The organism is Weissella cibaria KACC 11862 (assembly GCF_000193635.1).
GTDB lineage: Bacteria > Bacillota > Bacilli > Lactobacillales > Lactobacillaceae > Weissella > Weissella cibaria.
Genome location: NZ_AEKT01000023.1, coordinates 69,479 through 86,050, shown reverse-complemented (window position 1 = coordinate 86,050; position 16,572 = coordinate 69,479). Strand labels below are relative to the sequence as shown.

Annotated in this window: 14 protein-coding genes and 1 tRNA gene; all 15 read right to left on the bottom strand. The window is 45.4% G+C overall.

The features are described from left to right. Positions 1-33: 33 nt before the first annotated feature. The 15 genes from secA to ESE_RS0105090 all read right to left on the bottom strand — a co-directional run bounded on the left by secA (position 34) and on the right by ESE_RS0105090 (position 16,572). Positions 34-2,400 (bottom strand): preprotein translocase subunit SecA, encoded by a 2,367-nt coding sequence (gene secA / locus ESE_RS0105160; RefSeq protein ID WP_010372301.1) that lies wholly within the window; start codon positions 2,398-2,400, stop codon positions 34-36. Between the two features lie 817 nt (positions 2,401-3,217). Then, positions 3,218-4,714: a glutamate--tRNA ligase gene (gene gltX, locus ESE_RS0105155; RefSeq protein ID WP_010372298.1), complete on the bottom strand. Its 1,497-nt coding sequence runs from the start codon at positions 4,712-4,714 to the stop codon at positions 3,218-3,220. Positions 4,715-4,793: 79 nt separating this feature from the next. Beyond that, a complete protein-coding gene (locus ESE_RS0105150; RefSeq protein ID WP_029237460.1) occupies positions 4,794-5,897 on the bottom strand; it encodes a PIN/TRAM domain-containing protein in 1,104 nt (367 codons plus the stop codon). A gap of 15 nt (positions 5,898-5,912) precedes the next feature. Next, complete coding sequence (gene radA / locus ESE_RS0105145) at positions 5,913-7,286, bottom strand: DNA repair protein RadA (RefSeq protein ID WP_010372293.1); 1,374 nt, start codon at positions 7,284-7,286, stop codon at positions 5,913-5,915. A gap of 14 nt (positions 7,287-7,300) precedes the next feature. After that, positions 7,301-7,843 (bottom strand): dCTP deaminase/dUTPase family protein, encoded by a 543-nt coding sequence (locus tag ESE_RS0105140; protein WP_010372290.1) that lies wholly within the window; start codon positions 7,841-7,843, stop codon positions 7,301-7,303. Between the two features lie 95 nt (positions 7,844-7,938). Continuing rightward, on the bottom strand, positions 7,939-8,217 hold the full coding sequence (locus tag ESE_RS0105135; RefSeq protein ID WP_010372287.1) for a GNAT family N-acetyltransferase: 279 nt from the start codon (positions 8,215-8,217) through the stop codon (positions 7,939-7,941). A 43-nt stretch (positions 8,218-8,260) separates the two neighbouring features. Continuing rightward, complete coding sequence (locus tag ESE_RS0105130; protein ID WP_010372283.1) at positions 8,261-8,803, bottom strand: C40 family peptidase; 543 nt, start codon at positions 8,801-8,803, stop codon at positions 8,261-8,263. Between the two features lie 60 nt (positions 8,804-8,863). Beyond that, positions 8,864-9,751 carry a LysM peptidoglycan-binding domain-containing protein gene (locus tag ESE_RS0105125; protein WP_010372279.1) on the bottom strand — a complete coding sequence of 296 codons (888 nt, stop codon included), beginning with the start codon at positions 9,749-9,751 and terminating at the stop codon, positions 8,864-8,866. A gap of 407 nt (positions 9,752-10,158) precedes the next feature. Then, a complete protein-coding gene (locus ESE_RS0105120) occupies positions 10,159-11,166 on the bottom strand; it encodes a zinc-binding alcohol dehydrogenase family protein (protein WP_010372276.1) in 1,008 nt (335 codons plus the stop codon). A gap of 85 nt (positions 11,167-11,251) precedes the next feature. Beyond that, a complete protein-coding gene (gene budA / locus ESE_RS0105115; RefSeq protein WP_010372273.1) occupies positions 11,252-11,971 on the bottom strand; it encodes an acetolactate decarboxylase in 720 nt (239 codons plus the stop codon). A 62-nt stretch (positions 11,972-12,033) separates the two neighbouring features. Further along, a complete protein-coding gene (gene alsS, locus ESE_RS0105110; RefSeq protein WP_010372271.1) occupies positions 12,034-13,722 on the bottom strand; it encodes an acetolactate synthase AlsS in 1,689 nt (562 codons plus the stop codon). A gap of 229 nt (positions 13,723-13,951) precedes the next feature. Then, positions 13,952-14,905 carry an L-lactate dehydrogenase gene (locus ESE_RS0105105; protein WP_010372268.1) on the bottom strand — a complete coding sequence of 318 codons (954 nt, stop codon included), beginning with the start codon at positions 14,903-14,905 and terminating at the stop codon, positions 13,952-13,954. A 220-nt stretch (positions 14,906-15,125) separates the two neighbouring features. Further along, positions 15,126-15,197: transfer RNA gene (locus ESE_RS0105100), tRNA-Gln, on the bottom strand. A gap of 319 nt (positions 15,198-15,516) precedes the next feature. After that, the gene (locus tag ESE_RS0105095; RefSeq protein WP_010372265.1) at positions 15,517-15,975 is read right to left on the bottom strand and encodes a MarR family winged helix-turn-helix transcriptional regulator; all 459 of its coding nucleotides are present in this window, start codon (positions 15,973-15,975) and stop codon (positions 15,517-15,519) included. 159 nt (positions 15,976-16,134) lie between these two features. Continuing rightward, on the bottom strand, positions 16,135-16,572 hold the full coding sequence (locus ESE_RS0105090) for a universal stress protein (protein WP_010372262.1): 438 nt from the start codon (positions 16,570-16,572) through the stop codon (positions 16,135-16,137).

Genomic DNA, 16,572 nt, shown 5'->3' with positions numbered 1-16,572 from the left:
CCAGCTACCCGACTTTCCCCGTTAAATTCGTGTTTAGGCACGCAAGTTTTGACGAATTTCTGACTTCATGAACAAACGCGTGGCGTCATATTCAATCCCAGCAATCATCTCTTCAAACATGCGGAATCCTTCGTTTTGATATTCAATCAATGGGTTCAACTGACCGTAACCACGCAATTGAATGGCATCACGCAATTGGTTCATGGCATCCATGTGGTCCGTCCATTGGGCATCCACGACACGCAAGATAACAACACGTGTGAATTGCAATAATTGCTCATCGTCAACCAAAGCATCACGCTTTTGATCGTAGACTTCCTTGGCACGGTTGTACAAATATGCCTTAATATCGTCTTGTGACTTGCCTTGCAAATCTGACACATCAATTGAATCATCCGGCACAATGACAGCCCCAGCAAAATCAACAATTGACTGCAAGTCCCATTCATCTTCCTTACCCAAGGCATGTCGCTCTACAACACGGTTAATCGTTCGCTCAACCATTGGCAAAATAACATTGCGCAATGATTCTTCTTCATCGATAACTTGGTTACGGTTGGCATAGAACGTGTTACGTTGTTGTGACATAACATCGTCATACTGCAAAACGTTCTTACGTGAGTCGTAGTTATTACCTTCGACACGCTTTTGGGCTGATTCAACTGAACGTGTAATCAAACGATTCTTGATAACGGCGTCTTCTTCAGCAAGGTTCATGCGTTCCATCAAGGTCTTAATACGCTCACCACCGAAACGAATCATCAAATCGTCTTCCAATGACAAGAAGAATTGTGAGTATCCCTTGTCACCTTGACGACCAGCACGTCCACGTAATTGATTATCAATACGACGTGATTCGTGTCGTTCAGTTCCGATAACAGCAAGGCCTCCCAAATCAGACACACCAGGGCCAAGCTTGATGTCAGTTCCACGACCGGCCATGTTGGTGGCAATCGTCACGGCACCACGTTGACCAGCGTTGGCAACGATTTCAGCTTCCTTGGCGTGGTTCTTCGCGTTCAAGACGTTGTGTGGGATTCCTTCACGGTCAAGCAATTGAGACAACAATTCTGACGTTTCAACTGCAACCGTACCAATCAAGATTGGTTGACCCTTCTCGTGCAGTTCCTTAACCAAGGCAACAACCGCGATAAACTTAGAACGCAAGTTAGGGTACAACAAGTCTGGTTCGTCGATACGTTGCACAGGTCGGTTCGTTGGGATTTCAACAATTTCCATGTTGTAAATCTCACGGAATTCTTCTGCTTCAGTCTTCGCCGTACCCGTCATACCAGACAACTTCTTGTAACGACGGAACAAGTTTTGGTACGTAATTGATGCCATTGCACGGTTATCTTCTTGAATTTGCACTTGTTCCTTGGCTTCCAAAGCTTGGTGCAAACCATCAGAGAAACGACGTCCTTCTTGAATACGACCAGAGAACGCATCAACCAGAACAACTTCACCATCGCGGACAACGTAGTCCTTGTTATTGAACATCGTGTAGTTGGCACGCAATGATTGATCGATGTGGTGAGTCAAAGCCGTGTTACCAGAATCGTACAAGTTGTCCAAGTTAAAGTAACGCTCAGCCTTCTTGATACCTTCATCTTGTAGCAAAACCGTCTTTGATTCTTCGTCGACCGTAAAGTCTTCTTCCTTCGTCAAAGACTTAACAAAACGATCTGCTCGAATGTACAATTGCGTACTCTCTTGGGCAGGCGCACCAGAGATAATCAACGGTGTACGCGCCTCGTCAATCAAGATTGAGTCAGTTTCATCGACCAACGCAAAGTTCAATGGACGTTGCACACGGTCTTCCTTACGGGCAACCATGTTGTCACGCAAGTAATCAAACCCAATTTCCGAGTTAGTCGTATATGTAATATCAGCGTTGTAGGCGGCACGCTTCTCATCAGGTGACATTTCTGACCCGTTGATACCAACCGTCAAACCAAGCCACTTGTACAATTCACCCATTTCCTCACCGTCACGAGCAGACAAGTACTCGTTAACCGTGACAACGTGAACACCTTCTTGTGGCAACGCATTCAAATAAACCGCCATCGTGGCCGTCAAAGTCTTACCTTCACCGGTACGCATTTCGGCAATGTTTCCACCGTGCAAAACGGCAGAACCCATGATTTGCACACGGAATGGGTACAAGCCCAATACACGGCGTGCACCTTCGCGGACAACCGCAAAGGCTTCAGGCAAAATATCGTCCAAAGTCTTGCCGTTTTGCAATAGCTCACGGAAGTATGGCGTCTTTGCTTGTAGTTCTTCATCAGAAAGGGCTGCCATTTCATCGGCAAACGTCTCAACTTGATCCGCAGTGCGGTTCAAGCGACGCATTGTTCCCTTATCACTTTCAATTATTTTACGTAATGGATTAGCCATATTTACCTATTCCCTCTTGGTCTTCATCGGCTGATACAGCCAATGGTGCTAATAATTATTTTAACACACTCTAGGCCCTGATTGTGTGCGTTCTTTTTGAATCCTGTCGGGCATGACATTGGTCGTCGCGTTGCGACGAAGCATGCGGGTGGGAGATTGGCTTCGACAAAGATGACAGCTGGGAAACTCCGCCGGCGCGAGCACCGGCTAGCACCCAAATAATTGTGCTAAGGGTCTGGTTCCGATCGCCTTGTCTAACCGGCGGTCGGCCGAACTTGTGAGTTCCCCACTGTCATCGCTACGCCAATCCCCCACCCACATGCCAGCAGCCGAGAGCTACTCTAATCATTTGATTACCATCCATCAAAACACAAATGGATGAACTGTTCGCACATTTGACCGATGATATATGGCTAACTCACTTAATTCAAAATATCTCATCTGCTACACCAGCCTTGGGTTGAAATACCATCAACATACCGCACAGTTCACACATTTTTTTGTGTATGACTATCTTAGCTAGATTAGAACATCTCGGCCGCTGGCATGGGGCTGGGGGATTTCGGCGCGATGACCCACGGGACAAAGAAGCCCGACCCGACCGCTGCCCGTCTATGCGCCAAAACCCCAAGTTTCCAGTTTGGTGCATGCGACCGGCAAGGGAGCCACGGGCAGTGCTCGCGATTGGGCGTGTCCCGTGGGTCATCTTTGTCAGAGAAATCCCCCAGTCCCATGCCTCGACGCAACGCGTCGACCCTGAACGCCGACAAAAAAAGCCCAGCACCGAATTGGTACTGAGCTAATTAGTTGTTAAATTTTACAAGAATTCGCGGATGTTTGCGATTGTTTGCTCGCGTCCTAGCAATTCTAGCAATTCACCAAGGTTTGGACCTTGCTCCTCACGCGTCGTTGCAATACGCAATGGGTTCCACAAAGCACGGGCCTTGACGTCCATTTCGTTTTGAATTTCGCGGATTGCCGTCAAGATAGCAGCTGCCGTGAACAATGGCATTGCTTCAATCTTTTCGATGAACAAGTTCAACATTGCTGGCACGTTTTCAGCGGCCATCCATTCCTTTGCTGAATCCGTAATAGCATCAGCAGCTGGCATCTCAAAGAAGACTGGCTTTACCAATGGCACAATTTGTGACGTGTATGAAACACCATCCATGTATACATTCATCACTGAACGCAACCATTGCATCTTTTCAGCCGTTAATTCGGCTGGGTTAACCAGTTCTGACTTTACAAGTTGTTGCATCAACTTGTCAAAGACCATGTTTTGGTCAGCCGTCTTGATCCATTGGTTGTTAACCCATTCAAGCTTCTTGTTATCAAACTTAGCTGGTGACTTTGACAAGCGGGCTTCATCAAACATCTTAACCAATTGGTTCTTGTTGAAGATTTCCTTTTCACCCACTGGTGACCATCCCAACAAAACAATGAAGTTCAACATTGCTTCAGGCAAGTAACCCAATTCACGATATTGCTCGATGAATTGCAAGATTGACTCGTCACGCTTTGACAACTTCTTACCTGTCTCAGCGTTGATAATCAACGTCATGTGGCCAAAGATTGGCGCTTCCCAACCGAAGGCTTCGTAAATCATCAATTGCTTTGGCGTGTTTGACACGTGGTCATCCCCACGCAATACGTGAGAGATTTCCATCATGTGGTCGTCCACAACAACGGCAAAGTTGTACGTTGGCATACCATCAGCCTTTTGAATAACCCAGTCACCACCGATAGTGTTTGAGTTGATTTCAACATGACCCTTTACGATATCATCCCAAGCATATGGCTTGTCTTCTGGAACACGGAAACGAACAACTGGTTGCAAGCCCTTTGCTTCAGCCTCAGCTTGTGCGGCTGCAATTTCGTCATCTGACATGCCAGCATATTCGTAAACGTAGTGTGGGGCTTGCTTTGCAGCAATTTGTGCCTCACGCTCAGCTTCCAATTCTTCAGACGTCTTGTATGACTTGTACGCCAAACCGCGGTCCAACAACTCTTGAATCAACGGCTTGTAAATATCCATACGTTCTGATTGACGGTATGGACCGTACTCACCTGGGTTGGCTGGTGATTCATCCCAGTCCAAGCCCAACCATGCCAAGTTGTCCAATTGTGACTTCTCACCATCAGCGATGTTACGCGCTTGGTCAGTGTCTTCAATACGGATCACAAATTCACCCTTATAGTGACGCGCGAACAACCAGTTAAACAATGCCGTACGAGCGTTTCCAACGTGTAGGTGCCCAGTTGGAGATGGGGCGTAACGTACACGAATCTTCTTTTCAGTAGTCTCAGCCATGCTAGTCTACTCCTTTTTTCTGTTTATAATACCGCTTACTAATATACCGCGGTTTTTAACGACTTTCAATGTTAAGTCCTTAATCGACAACCACACCAAAAATCATACGGCCAGCATCTGTTTGTAATGCCGACGTTACTTCAACCGTCACGGTCTCTTGCAAATGGTCACGACCTTCTTCAGCCACGACCATCGTGCCGTCATCAAGATAACCAACCGCTTGCTTGCGTTCAGTACCATTTTTGACCAAGGTCACCTTGAAACGATCACCAACCGCAACCCGTGGACGCAATGCGCCAGCTAATTCATTGATGTTCAGAACCTCAACGTTTTGGAACTTTGTCACCTTATTCAAGTTGTAATCGTTCGTTACCAAAATACCGTTAACGTCCTTGGCTAATTGAATTAGTTTTTCGTCCACTTCTTTAATTTCTTCATAGTCGCCCTCCCACATTTCAAGTGGAATAGCGTCCGTTTCACGCAACTCATTCAAGATATCAAGACCACGCCGACCGCGGACACGCTTCAATGACTCACCCGCATCAGCAATGTATTGCAACTCATACAGGACGAAGTTGGGCACCAACAGTGTCCCTTCGATAAAGCCAGTCTTCACTAAATCTGCAATTCGACCGTCAATCAAGATATTCGTATCTAAAATTTTATAGTGGTGATAGTTTGTTTCCTCATCCGTTAGCACGTCACTTTGATTAGCTGAACGACGTGGCCGTACCCGCTTCGTGACGTTATTTAAGTTAGGGATTAAATTCCGCCACTCATCAATCCGCGTTGTCCCCAAACGGAAGCCCAAATACCCCAACAGCACCATGACGATAACTGGAATAACTGCACTTAAAAAGAAATTATTCGCCCGCTGCAACGGTACGGTGACAACCACCGCAATCACCAAGCCAATCAAAGTTGATAATGAACCAATCAGCAACAAGAGTGGTGATTGCTGGTTCAAATACGTTTCAATTCGCTTAATCCCCTGATCGATTGGTCGCCATAAAGGTATGCTCAAGATATAAAACAATATGCCACCAATAATAAAGTTCACAATTGGGTTATTTAACCAAATCTGATTATGTTCACCCAAAATGCGCCAAATGATTGGCAATACTGTTATCGCGAGCGCACCTCCAGCAACCAAAAAAGCTACCTGAATTATTCGCCTACGCATAGTTTCCCCTTTAAATTAATCTAATGCCAACCGTAAAGCATCTGCCAATGTGGCCACACCGATAATTTGAATGCCCGGTATATCTTTCATTGTATCAACTGAATGCTGTGGCACAAATACTCGTTTGAAACCAAGTTTTTTCGCTTCAAGAATGCGATCAACCACATTTGGCACCCGCCGGATTTCACCAGTCAAACCAATTTCACCGACAAATGCGTCAGTTGCCCGTGTTCCCTTATCCCGGTAACTCGAAGCAATTGCAACCGCAACAGCCAAGTCGATTGCTGGTTCGTCTAGCTTTACACCGCCTGCAGCACGCACATAGGCATCCTGGTTCTGCAACAACAAGTTTGCACGCTTTTCTAAGACAGCCATCAACAGTGAAATACGATTGCGATCAATGCCGGCTGCTGTGCGTTGGGCATTACCAAAGACGGTTGGTGTCACCAACGCCTGGACTTCAACCAAAATTGGTCGAGAGCCTTCCATCGCAACGACCACTGCCGAACCACTGGCGTCTGAGAGCCGGTCTTCCAAGAATAAACCAGATGGGTTCGTCACTTCTGCCAAACCACCCTCGTTCATTTCAAAGACCCCTAACTCATTTGTTGAACCGAATCGATTCTTAACAGCTCGTAGCAACCGGAAACTACGCTGATTATCACCCTCAAAGTAAAGTACCGTATCCACCATGTGTTCCAAAATCTTTGGTCCAGCGATGGCACCATCCTTGGTTACGTGACCAACAATAAAAATTGTAATCCCGTTCGTCTTCGCGATTTGGAGCAATTCGGCGGTCGTCTCACGAATTTGTGCAACTGATCCAACCGCCGATGAAACATCTGGTTGTTGCATGGTTTGGATTGAGTCGATAATGACATAATCCGGCTTTGTTTCATCGATTGCCTTACGAATTTGGCTCATGTCCGTTTCTGGGTACAAGAAGAAATCCGCATCGCCACGAACTCCCAAGCGTTCTGCTCGCAACTTAATCTGCGAAGCACTTTCTTCTCCAGCGACGTACAAAATCGTTCCGCCTGAATTTGCCAACTGACTTGATACCTGAAGTAGCAACGTTGACTTTCCAATCCCTGGGTCACCACCGATCAAAACCATTGACCCAGGTACGATTCCGCCACCAAGTACCCGGTTAAATTCATCAATTTGCGTATCGACACGTGGCGTCTCCTCGATGCTAACTTGGCCTAATCGCTCAACCTTCGCAATTTGTCCAGCCAGGTTAACGCGTGACTTTCGGTCCGCCTTTTCTGGTTGAATAACTTCTTCAACGAACGTTCCCCAGGCACCACAGTTAGAGCAACGTCCCATGTAACGTTGTGAAACATACCCACAGTTAGAACATACAAACTGGGTTTTTGTTTTTGCCATTTCTCCTACCTCTCTTAATGTACGCCGGAACTACCAAAGCCCCCCGTACGATCATTCTTCTCTTGTGTTGCATCATCATCCGTTACCAAAAACGGCATGAAAATTCCTTGACCGATGCGTTCACCCTTTTTTAGATGCATATCTCGGATGCCCCAATTAACCATCTGAATAAAGATTTCGCCCTCATTTTTATCGTTATCCACATAGTCCGCATCAATAATGCCGACCCCATTTGGCAAAATCATCCCCCGCTTCAACGGATTGGATGACCGATTGGCAATCATTAAATACTCATTTTCACCCATGTATGCCTTAATACCAGTCGGTACTAAGAGAGGCTTCAATGTTGCTGTCGCCTCTTCATAATCGTGATCTGTCAATTGTCGCTTCATATATAGTGACGCCAAAATCTTAATAAATGGGAGCTTCCAAATTGATGGTAGCGTAAAGTCCTCAGCGACCTCAAAGTCGTATCCAGCCGCCATTTTCGTTGCGCGTTGGGGAAGATTAAGCCCCGCCGTTGCGTATTTTGAAACAACTGCAAATCCACGTTTCATAATTATCCCCCAAAGTTAGTTATGTTTTAAGTATATCGAAAAACGCCCCAAATTAAAAAGCACACCGGTTATTTTCGGAATGCTTCAACTAACTCTTAACTTTTGGCCTGCAAAGCCTGATATTCCGGATTCCTAAAGAACGCCATTCTAGCATATGAACAAACCGGTCGTAGTGTGACTTGGTCAACTTGGGCTCGCCGAACAACTTCAGCTAACAACTGACCCGCAATCCCTTGGCCTCGCAATGCCGGATCCACAAAGGTGTAGTCAATCGACCACGTTTGCCCATCGTTGATCGCTGGAAATAGGATTTCTGCGTCGACTTGGCCGTCTGTTTCATGATATAGACGGCCTGGTTCAAATGTAAATTCCATATTGTCACCCCCTCATAATCATTATACCCGACCGTACCTAAAATTAACGTAATGATCCAATAACATCAGGCAACCACGACTGGGTCACCGCTTTGATTTGCACAACGTCATTTAGTATATCAACCGTGATATATTTCCCGCCGCCTAAGTACACACCAGCCGCCGTCGGTACCGCTAGACTGCCCCAAACTAAGATATCCCCCGGCATCGTTTCCGCTAAGGTCACTTGCTGAATCAAGGTGAACTGCTTGGCAATATTTTGCGGAAAACTGACGCCAAATACGTGATTATAGACATATTGAATCAAGCCGCCGGCATCAAATCCTTCTGCAGGTGTATTGCCTTGCAATTGATATGGCCGACCAAGTACACTGCGCAATGTTTGCCCAATGTTTTCGCGTAAACTCGCCATGATCATTTGCATCATCACGCGTTGCACACGGGCCCCCGCCATTTTATTTTTAAATTCGGCAAAGGTAATGGCAAAAGGGGCCTCACCTTTTGGGACATCAAATCGCATTTCTGCGTCAATCTGACCAACATCATCAGTATGAATTACCCGGCCAGGCGTTAGTTCGAACGGCATCACTTTTCTCCTCGTTATACAAAAAAGAGCCCACACTTGCGAGCTCTCATTAAATCTCTCTTATTGGTGAATGAACAACAAACCTGACGTTGGAATTGTACGCTCGTGATACAACATTCCTGCATAGTTTGCTTCTGAAATCGTCACTGTACCATCAGCGTTAACTGAATCAACGACCGCAACGTGTCCGTATGATGAAGCACCTTGAACACCAGCTGCAAAGTAGGCAATTGAACCAACCGTTGGTACTGAGTTAACAGTGTGACCAGCTGCAACCGCCGTTGAAGCCCAGTCTACTGCGTTACCCCAGTAGTTACCAACCCAGTTCAAATCACCCTTAACGTACCACGTGCATTGTCCGTATGGGTACGTGTTTGTTGATGACACCGTGTTGTTTGAATTTGTGTAGCCGTTATCAACAGTGCCCCAGTTGTTGTTAGTGTTAGCAGAAGATTGGCTATTATCTGTAGCTGGCGCTGATGGTGTTGCAGTCGCAGCACCGGCACCCGAAATCTTCAATGAGTCACCTGGGAAGATGTATGAATTTGCTTGCAACCCATTCAATGACAACAATTCTGACAAAGTCATGCCATTGCTGTTTGCAATGCCCCACAAAGAATCACCGGCCTTAACCGTGTACGTTGCGTTTGAAGCCCCAGCAGACGTCGTTGTGTTTGCTGATGCGTTGTTGTTTGTTGCTGGTGCAGTGTTGTTAGCTGATGTCCCAGGCAATTGCAATTGTTGTCCAACAAAAATCATGTTGATGTTTGACAATCCGTTTGCTGAAGCCAAGGCATTTACCGTTGTATTGTGCGCTGTTGCAATCGCGTACAACGTATCGCCGGCTTTAACAGTTACAGAATCTGCTGATGCAACAACAGATGATCCAGTCAACGCAGCAACAGTTCCCGCAGCTGCCAATAACGTATTTTTAACAGATACATTCATGTTTATGATATTCCCCTATCAAATATAGATTTATTAAACGTAAGAACCAACCAATTCTTAATCTTTTCTTTATTATCTTTATTATTTGTACGTTATTTATTCTACGCGAAATAATTTGCACTTCAAGGCACAATTCATTGGTTTACAATGACGAAGTTTGCATTAGTATTACAAAGCCATATTTTGCGTAAATATTGCCATAATTTTCGCGCAAATTTCACGGTCACAAAATGTTTTTCACAAGTGTTTTCAAAATTTGAATGGTGTGACACAATCCCACAATTACGACACCAAGCCAGACTAGGTATAACGTTCAGGTGTGACACGTTTTCAAATTATCCGTTTTTTGTCAACTGAATCAAAAAACGACCAATGTCACAAAGAATCGGTCGTTTTTTAAATTTTATTTAAAATTCAATCGCGAGTTTGCCGTTAACTTTGCCGGCGGCCACTTTTTCTTGTGCTGCCAGAATTGTTTCAGCCGTCATGCCGGTCATCGTCTCCGTCAAAGTTGTCCGTAAAACACCTTGATCTGCTAACGTCGCTGCCAATGCTAGGGCACGACCCTGTGTCGCCATGTTGACCCCATAATTAGCCTTGGCAAACATAAATTCCCAATCAAGAGATGCTGCCTTATTTTTAATTAACCCAACCGGCAAAGGTTCCACTGACTCCACAATGGCTCCAATGTGGCCAAACGGTCCAACCAAAGCTGCTGCTTGTTCAAAATGGGCTTCCGGGGCATGCAAAATTGCAATGTACGGTACTAAATCAAAGCCCAAGCTGTGCATATCCGCCACATAATCACGTCGGTGGTTAACCACATGATCGGCACCCAACTTGGTTACCCAGTCGCTTGTTTCTTGACGTGAAGCCGTCGCAACGACCGTCATCCCCATCCACTTTGCTAATTGGATCATGATTGACCCAACGCCACCAGCACCATTAATAATGAGAATCGTTTGACCCTTTGCACTATTTTCAGCAACTGTCAGGCCAAACTTATCGACTAGTAACTCATATGCCGTCAAAAAAGTCAGGGGTAGCGCAGCTGCTTCAGCGTGCGATAACGTTGTCGGCGCTTTAGCAACCAGTGCTGCGTTGACCGCTTGCAACTCTGCATTCGCACCTAAACGGCCCAACTGACCAGCGTAAAATACAGTATCGCCTAACTTGAAATCCGTCACCTTAGCTCCGACTGCAACGACTTCACCAGTCGCATCAAAACCTAAAACATGGGACGACTTATTTGTGACTGCCGCTTGACGTTGCTTACCATCAACCGGATTAACCGCCACAGCTTTCACACGAACAAGCACATCTTCATCTGAAACAACTGGCGCAGGAATCGTCATTACCTCGAGTGGTTGTGCCTCATTTGAAGTGGTCACAACTGCTTGCATAAATTCGCTCATCTTTCTTTACCTCTACTTTTCTTACTCAGTCATTGTACCGCCTTTACCAAAAAAATGGCAGACAATTGTGTCTGCCATAATCTTCTTAATCGTTTGTGTTACCTTCAGCCGCAGTAACACCTTCGCGAAGCCCGTTCATATCGAGATGGTGTTCACGGAAAGCGGTATTTTCAATTGGCAAATGCAACTGATAGTCAGAGAACGCCACCAGTGACCCCGTTAATTCAGGTGCCTGGAATTCCAAGACGTGGCCCGCAAATTGACGATCATCACTAATAAAGTGAACGTGCCAACCAGCAGCTACCACACCATGGTATAACTCAGGTGAGTAATAGCCAACCAGCGTACCAGAAACATTTTCACGTTCGAAAACTGGTTGTTGCTTGGTAATCTCAAGCAATGACGGAAACGGTTCAGATGCCTTGGGTGCAATACGCACCTTGATGTGTGAAAACTCACCATGCAGGCCGATTCCTGAAAAATTATTGTACAAGTTGTATTCATTAATGACGTCAACATTACTCAACGTAACATCTTTCAAGGTAATCGCCTTTGACTCAGGCCCATGAGCCTGGTGCACAGTCGCAAAAGGCACCAGGGTCGACATGTCCGTAATATGATTAACTTTCCCTGATGACTCAGCTTGGTAAACCTCACCATTCAAAATGATGACTTCCCCATCGACACCGTGTAACGTACCGATACCTGTATCACCATGTTCCTTCAGTTCGCCGACAGTTATCGTACCGCCCAACAATCCTGCCATCAATGCAGCTAACGTACTATGTTGATAAACCGTTGCCATTATTCGATTCCTCCTATTTTTTTACAAAAAAGGGGCGTCCATGACCGGACACCCCCTCATCATTAGATTTCTGATTCAATCAATTGTGACATCAATTCGAAGTTGTGTGAGTAATCCACTGGTACTTCAACAACAACTGGACCTTCAGTCGCAAATGCTTCGTCCAAGACGGCGTCCAATTGGTCTGGCGTATCAACGCGCAATCCCTTGGCACCAGCCGCTTCAGCAAACTTCACGATATCAATATCAGCGATCTTAACACCAGCTGACTTACCATCGTACTTCATTTCTTCTTGGAACTTAACCATGTCGTAGTGGTGATTATCTTGCCAAACGATGTGTACAGTATTCAACTTCATTTGAACAGCCGTTGCCAATTCAACACCTGAGAAGAAGAAACCACCGTCTCCTGATACTGAAACTGCCTTAGCATTTGGACGCACCATCGCCGCAACCATGGCCCATGGCAACCCAACACCCAACGTTTGCATACCATTTGAAATCAAGAAGTGGCGTGGTACGTATGACTTAAAGTGACGACCCAACCACAAGTAGTGTGAACCGATGTCTGACGTCAACGTCATGTCATCTGTCATGTGGTTTTGCAATGACTTGATAACATTCAACGGGTGGTTCAAACCAGCATCAGCTGGCGTGTACTTAGGCTCGTCAGCTGCACGCAAAGCGGCCTTCAACTCTGCCAACTTGTTTTGTGAAGCGACTGGCAACTCGTAACCAGCAACCTTTTCCTTCAAGAAGGCCAAGGTGTCGGCCAACGTACCAATCAATTGACGCTCTGGCGTGAAGTTGTTATCAATTTGAACAGCAGCCGTATCCAAAGCAACAATACGCAAATCAGCATTCTTGTTCCAGTTACGTGGCTCATACTCAATTGCATCGTAACCAACCGTAATTACCAAATCAGATTGGGCCAACAATTGATCACCCACTTGGTTACGGAAGAAACCGATACGTCCGAAGAAAGTCTTTTCTTCCAAATCACGTGAGATAACCCCAGCACCTTGGTACGTTTCAACAACTGGTAACGTCGTTTGCGTCAACAATTGGTGCAATGCTTCCGTAGTTGCGTCGTCTGATCCACGTGCGCCGACCAAGATAACAGGCATTTCAGCTTGCTTAACTTGCTCAGCCAACCAAGCAATATCAGTCAATGAGGCTGAACCCATACGAGCTGGCTCAACACGTGGCAATGCATTAGCTTCAACAATTGCATCGTCAACATCTTGTGGCAAAGAAACAAAAGCAGCACCAGGCTTAGGACCATTGGCTTGTGCAATCGCGTTTGACAAGATTTCTGAAATGTTGTTTGGATCTTGGATTTCAACTGAATAATTCGTGATTGGCTCAAACAAAGCAGCTGATGGCGTGCTTTGGTGTGTCAAACGGTACAAGTCCTTACGAGGTACTTGTCCACCGATGGCCAATACTGGATCGTTTTCAGCGCTCGCCGTCATCAAACCTGAAGCCAAGTTACCAACACCAGGTCCTGACGTTGCAATCACAACTCCCGTCTTTCCTGTAATGCGAGCAAATCCTTGTGCCATAAAGGCAGCGTTTTGTTCGTGACGCGTAACAACCAACTTAGGTGACACAGCACCTTCTGCTGGGTGTTCCAACGTTTCAAACAAACGGTCGATCTTAGCACCGGGAATTCCGAATACCAAATCAACGCCGTGATTGTTCAAGCTGTCGACAACTAGGTCGGCACCATACTTCTTCATCTCAGCCATGAGTTTAATACCTCTTTAAATAATTGCGTAATAATATTAATAATTTTCATTGTACGCTTTCTTTGTAAAAATGAGTAGTCACAAAACTTCTTGTGAAAAATAGCATTATAAACCAGGCCCACCGAGCTAAAGATGTGGATTTTAAAGTTGGTTAGTTTGTGAATTTTCGACAAAAAGACACGACTACTCAAATTGAATAGTCGCGTCTTTCTTAATTACTAATATTTATTTAGGCGTCCAAACGGGCGAAACCACCTTCAGCAACTTCCTTCAAAGTCTTAGCTGAGGCTGCCATCTTAGCAGCTTCTTCTTCAGACAACGTTGCTTCAATAACAGCTTCAACACCGTTAGCACCGATAACAGCAGGCGTTCCGATGTAAATATCGTTCAAACCGTATTGACCTTCCATCCAGGCACCAACTGGCAAGACCATCTTCTCATCGCGGAAGATTGCTCGCGTAATACGGGCCAATGACGTTCCGATACCGTAGAACGTTGCGCCCTTACGGTTAATGATTTCGTATGCCTTGTGTGCTGTGTCGTACAAGATTTGATCCAAATCAGCGTCTGAGATACCTGCTTCAGCAGCCCACAACTTCAATGGACGGCCACCGATCAAAGCTTCATCAAAGTTAGCGAACTCTGAATCACCGTGCTCACCCAAAATGTAAGCATCAACTGCCTCAGGTGAGACATTGAACTTCTTTGCCAAAGCCATGCGCAAGCGGGCCGTGTCCAATGACGTACCTGATCCGAAGACCCGGTTCTTTGGGAATCCTGAGAACTTTTGTACAGCCATTGTCAAAATATCAACTGGGTTAGCAGCAACCAAGAAGATACCGTTAAATCCTGATTCAACGATTGGTGACACGATTGACTTGATAATCTTCAAGTTCTTGTCAACCAAGTCCAAACGCGTCTCACCTGGCTTTTGTGGGGCTCCGGCCGTGATAACAACCAAGTCGGCATCCTTGGCATCGTCATATGAACCTGAGTAGACATTCTTGTTAAACGTCCAAGGAGCTGCGTCCTCCAAGTCCAAAGCGTCACCTTCCGTACGCTCCTTCATAATATCAACGATTACCAATTCTTCGGCGATACCTTGTTGCATCAATGCGAATGCGTATGATGAACCAACCGCACCGTCTCCGACAAGAACAACCTTTTGGTGGTGTTGTGCCATGATTATATTCCTCCACAATTACTTAATATAAGTTTCAAATCTTTTATAGTTTAGCATAATTCACTTACAATGTGAATGTCTGTACAACGTTCGAATAGCGACATTTCGCAACGTGTGTGGTACAAATTAGTCGATTTTTCCATTTGTGAAACATTTATTCACAAATAAACGCAAAATAAAAAGGCGCTTCCGAAAAATCAGAAACGTCTTTCCGTTATCACTGGGCATACTGGATTCGAACCAGTGCATGACGGTACCAGAAACCGTTGCCTTACCGCTTGGCTAATGCCCAAAAATCAACTTCTATATGATACAACAACCAGCCGATGAATTCAAGCCTCAAAAATAGCAAAAAGCCCCGCGTATCCGCGGAGCATTTAATTTCAGTGGTGAGAAGCCACTGTTTATTTCTTAACGTAAATTAAGATAAAGAGAAAAGAGTTTTACGTGGTCTAATAGAGAGAGAGAAACCACGGTTCATCTCTGAACACTTACTATCCTACCGCAATACTTAGCTAAACAACGAAAAGTACCAAAAATGATGCAAAACCACCCCTTTTTATAAAAAAGCCGGACAAATCCCCCTCTGATTTGTCCGGCATCTCATGCTATTACTCTAAGTTTCGTGCTTTTACTTTTGCCTTCGTCTTTGAAACGACCTTATCGTCGAACTGACGAATAAACGCCAATACTTTGTGTGCTTTGTCTTCCCCAAAAGACTCCACCCAGCCATCAAAGCGATTTTCGACGCGTTTCGTCACAATTCGCTCGACATCCGCGCCCGCTTCAGTTAAATGTAGCAACATGCGGCGACGATCCATTTCATCAGGTTCTTGATAAATGAATTCTTTCTTCAACAACATCTTAATTTGACGTGATACGGCTGCCCGCGTAACATGTCGTCGTTCAACGACATCCGTTAGCGTTAACCCATCTTGATCAGCGATGCTATGCATAATCAAATATTGTTCGAACGACAAACCATAATCAGCTGCCGGTTCCGAAACAACTTCGTCTAAATACTTCAGCGTTGATAAATACGCATCGATATACTGACTTAACAGTTCCATCATTACCCTCCACAAAATATCCCAAAGTTATATAACGCTAACCATTGTACAGTAAACCACAAGCCTTGTCAGCCGGAAAAGGAACCTAATTCAGACCGTCAGAATACCAAAAAAGCACCTTAACAATTCAGTTAAAGTGCTTTTTATATACCTTTAAAATTAGCGAACAATCATGACCGTTACAGGGGCATTATTTGCCACATAACTAGATTGTGAGCCAAAATACTTTTCCGCGCCTCGTTGTGAGTGTGACCCAATCACAACCATATCCGGCTTGACTGATGGAATGACATCCTTAACAATCACCTCACCAGGCTCGCCTTCAGCGAATACCGTGTCAACATGACCAACACCGGCATCAACTGCCGTTTGTCGGTAACGTTTAAGCGCCTCTTCAACGTCCTCACGTGCTGCAGCGTTCTTTTCCTTTGAAAAGTAATCAAAGACGTTCATCTGTTCGGCCTCAAAGACAGAAACAATCGTCAGTTCTGAATCATCTTCTTGCGCTTGGTGAATAGCGTTAACTAATGCGAGTTGACCCAACTTTGAATCATCAACAGCCGCCAACACTCGTTTAAAATGCTTTGCCTCTACCAT

Coding starts and splice junctions, on each gene's coding strand:
- secA (WP_010372301.1), bottom strand. CDS start 2,400: ATGGCTAATCCATTACGTAAAATAATTGAAAGTGATAAGGGAACAATG.
- gltX (WP_010372298.1), bottom strand. CDS start 4,714: ATGGCTGAGACTACTGAAAAGAAGATTCGTGTACGTTACGCCCCATCT.
- ESE_RS0105150 (WP_029237460.1), bottom strand. CDS start 5,897: ATGCGTAGGCGAATAATTCAGGTAGCTTTTTTGGTTGCTGGAGGTGCG.
- radA (WP_010372293.1), bottom strand. CDS start 7,286: ATGGCAAAAACAAAAACCCAGTTTGTATGTTCTAACTGTGGGTATGTT.
- ESE_RS0105140 (WP_010372290.1), bottom strand. CDS start 7,843: ATGAAACGTGGATTTGCAGTTGTTTCAAAATACGCAACGGCGGGGCTT.
- ESE_RS0105135 (WP_010372287.1), bottom strand. CDS start 8,217: ATGGAATTTACATTTGAACCAGGCCGTCTATATCATGAAACAGACGGC.
- ESE_RS0105130 (WP_010372283.1), bottom strand. CDS start 8,803: ATGCCGTTCGAACTAACGCCTGGCCGGGTAATTCATACTGATGATGTT.
- ESE_RS0105125 (WP_010372279.1), bottom strand. CDS start 9,751: ATGAATGTATCTGTTAAAAATACGTTATTGGCAGCTGCGGGAACTGTT.
- ESE_RS0105120 (WP_010372276.1), bottom strand. CDS start 11,166: ATGAGCGAATTTATGCAAGCAGTTGTGACCACTTCAAATGAGGCACAA.
- budA (WP_010372273.1), bottom strand. CDS start 11,971: ATGGCAACGGTTTATCAACATAGTACGTTAGCTGCATTGATGGCAGGA.
- alsS (WP_010372271.1), bottom strand. CDS start 13,722: ATGGCTGAGATGAAGAAGTATGGTGCCGACCTAGTTGTCGACAGCTTG.
- ESE_RS0105105 (WP_010372268.1), bottom strand. CDS start 14,905: ATGGCACAACACCACCAAAAGGTTGTTCTTGTCGGAGACGGTGCGGTT.
- ESE_RS0105095 (WP_010372265.1), bottom strand. CDS start 15,975: ATGGAACTGTTAAGTCAGTATATCGATGCGTATTTATCAACGCTGAAG.
- ESE_RS0105090 (WP_010372262.1), bottom strand. CDS start 16,572: ATGGTAGAGGCAAAGCATTTTAAACGAGTGTTGGCGGCTGTTGATGAT.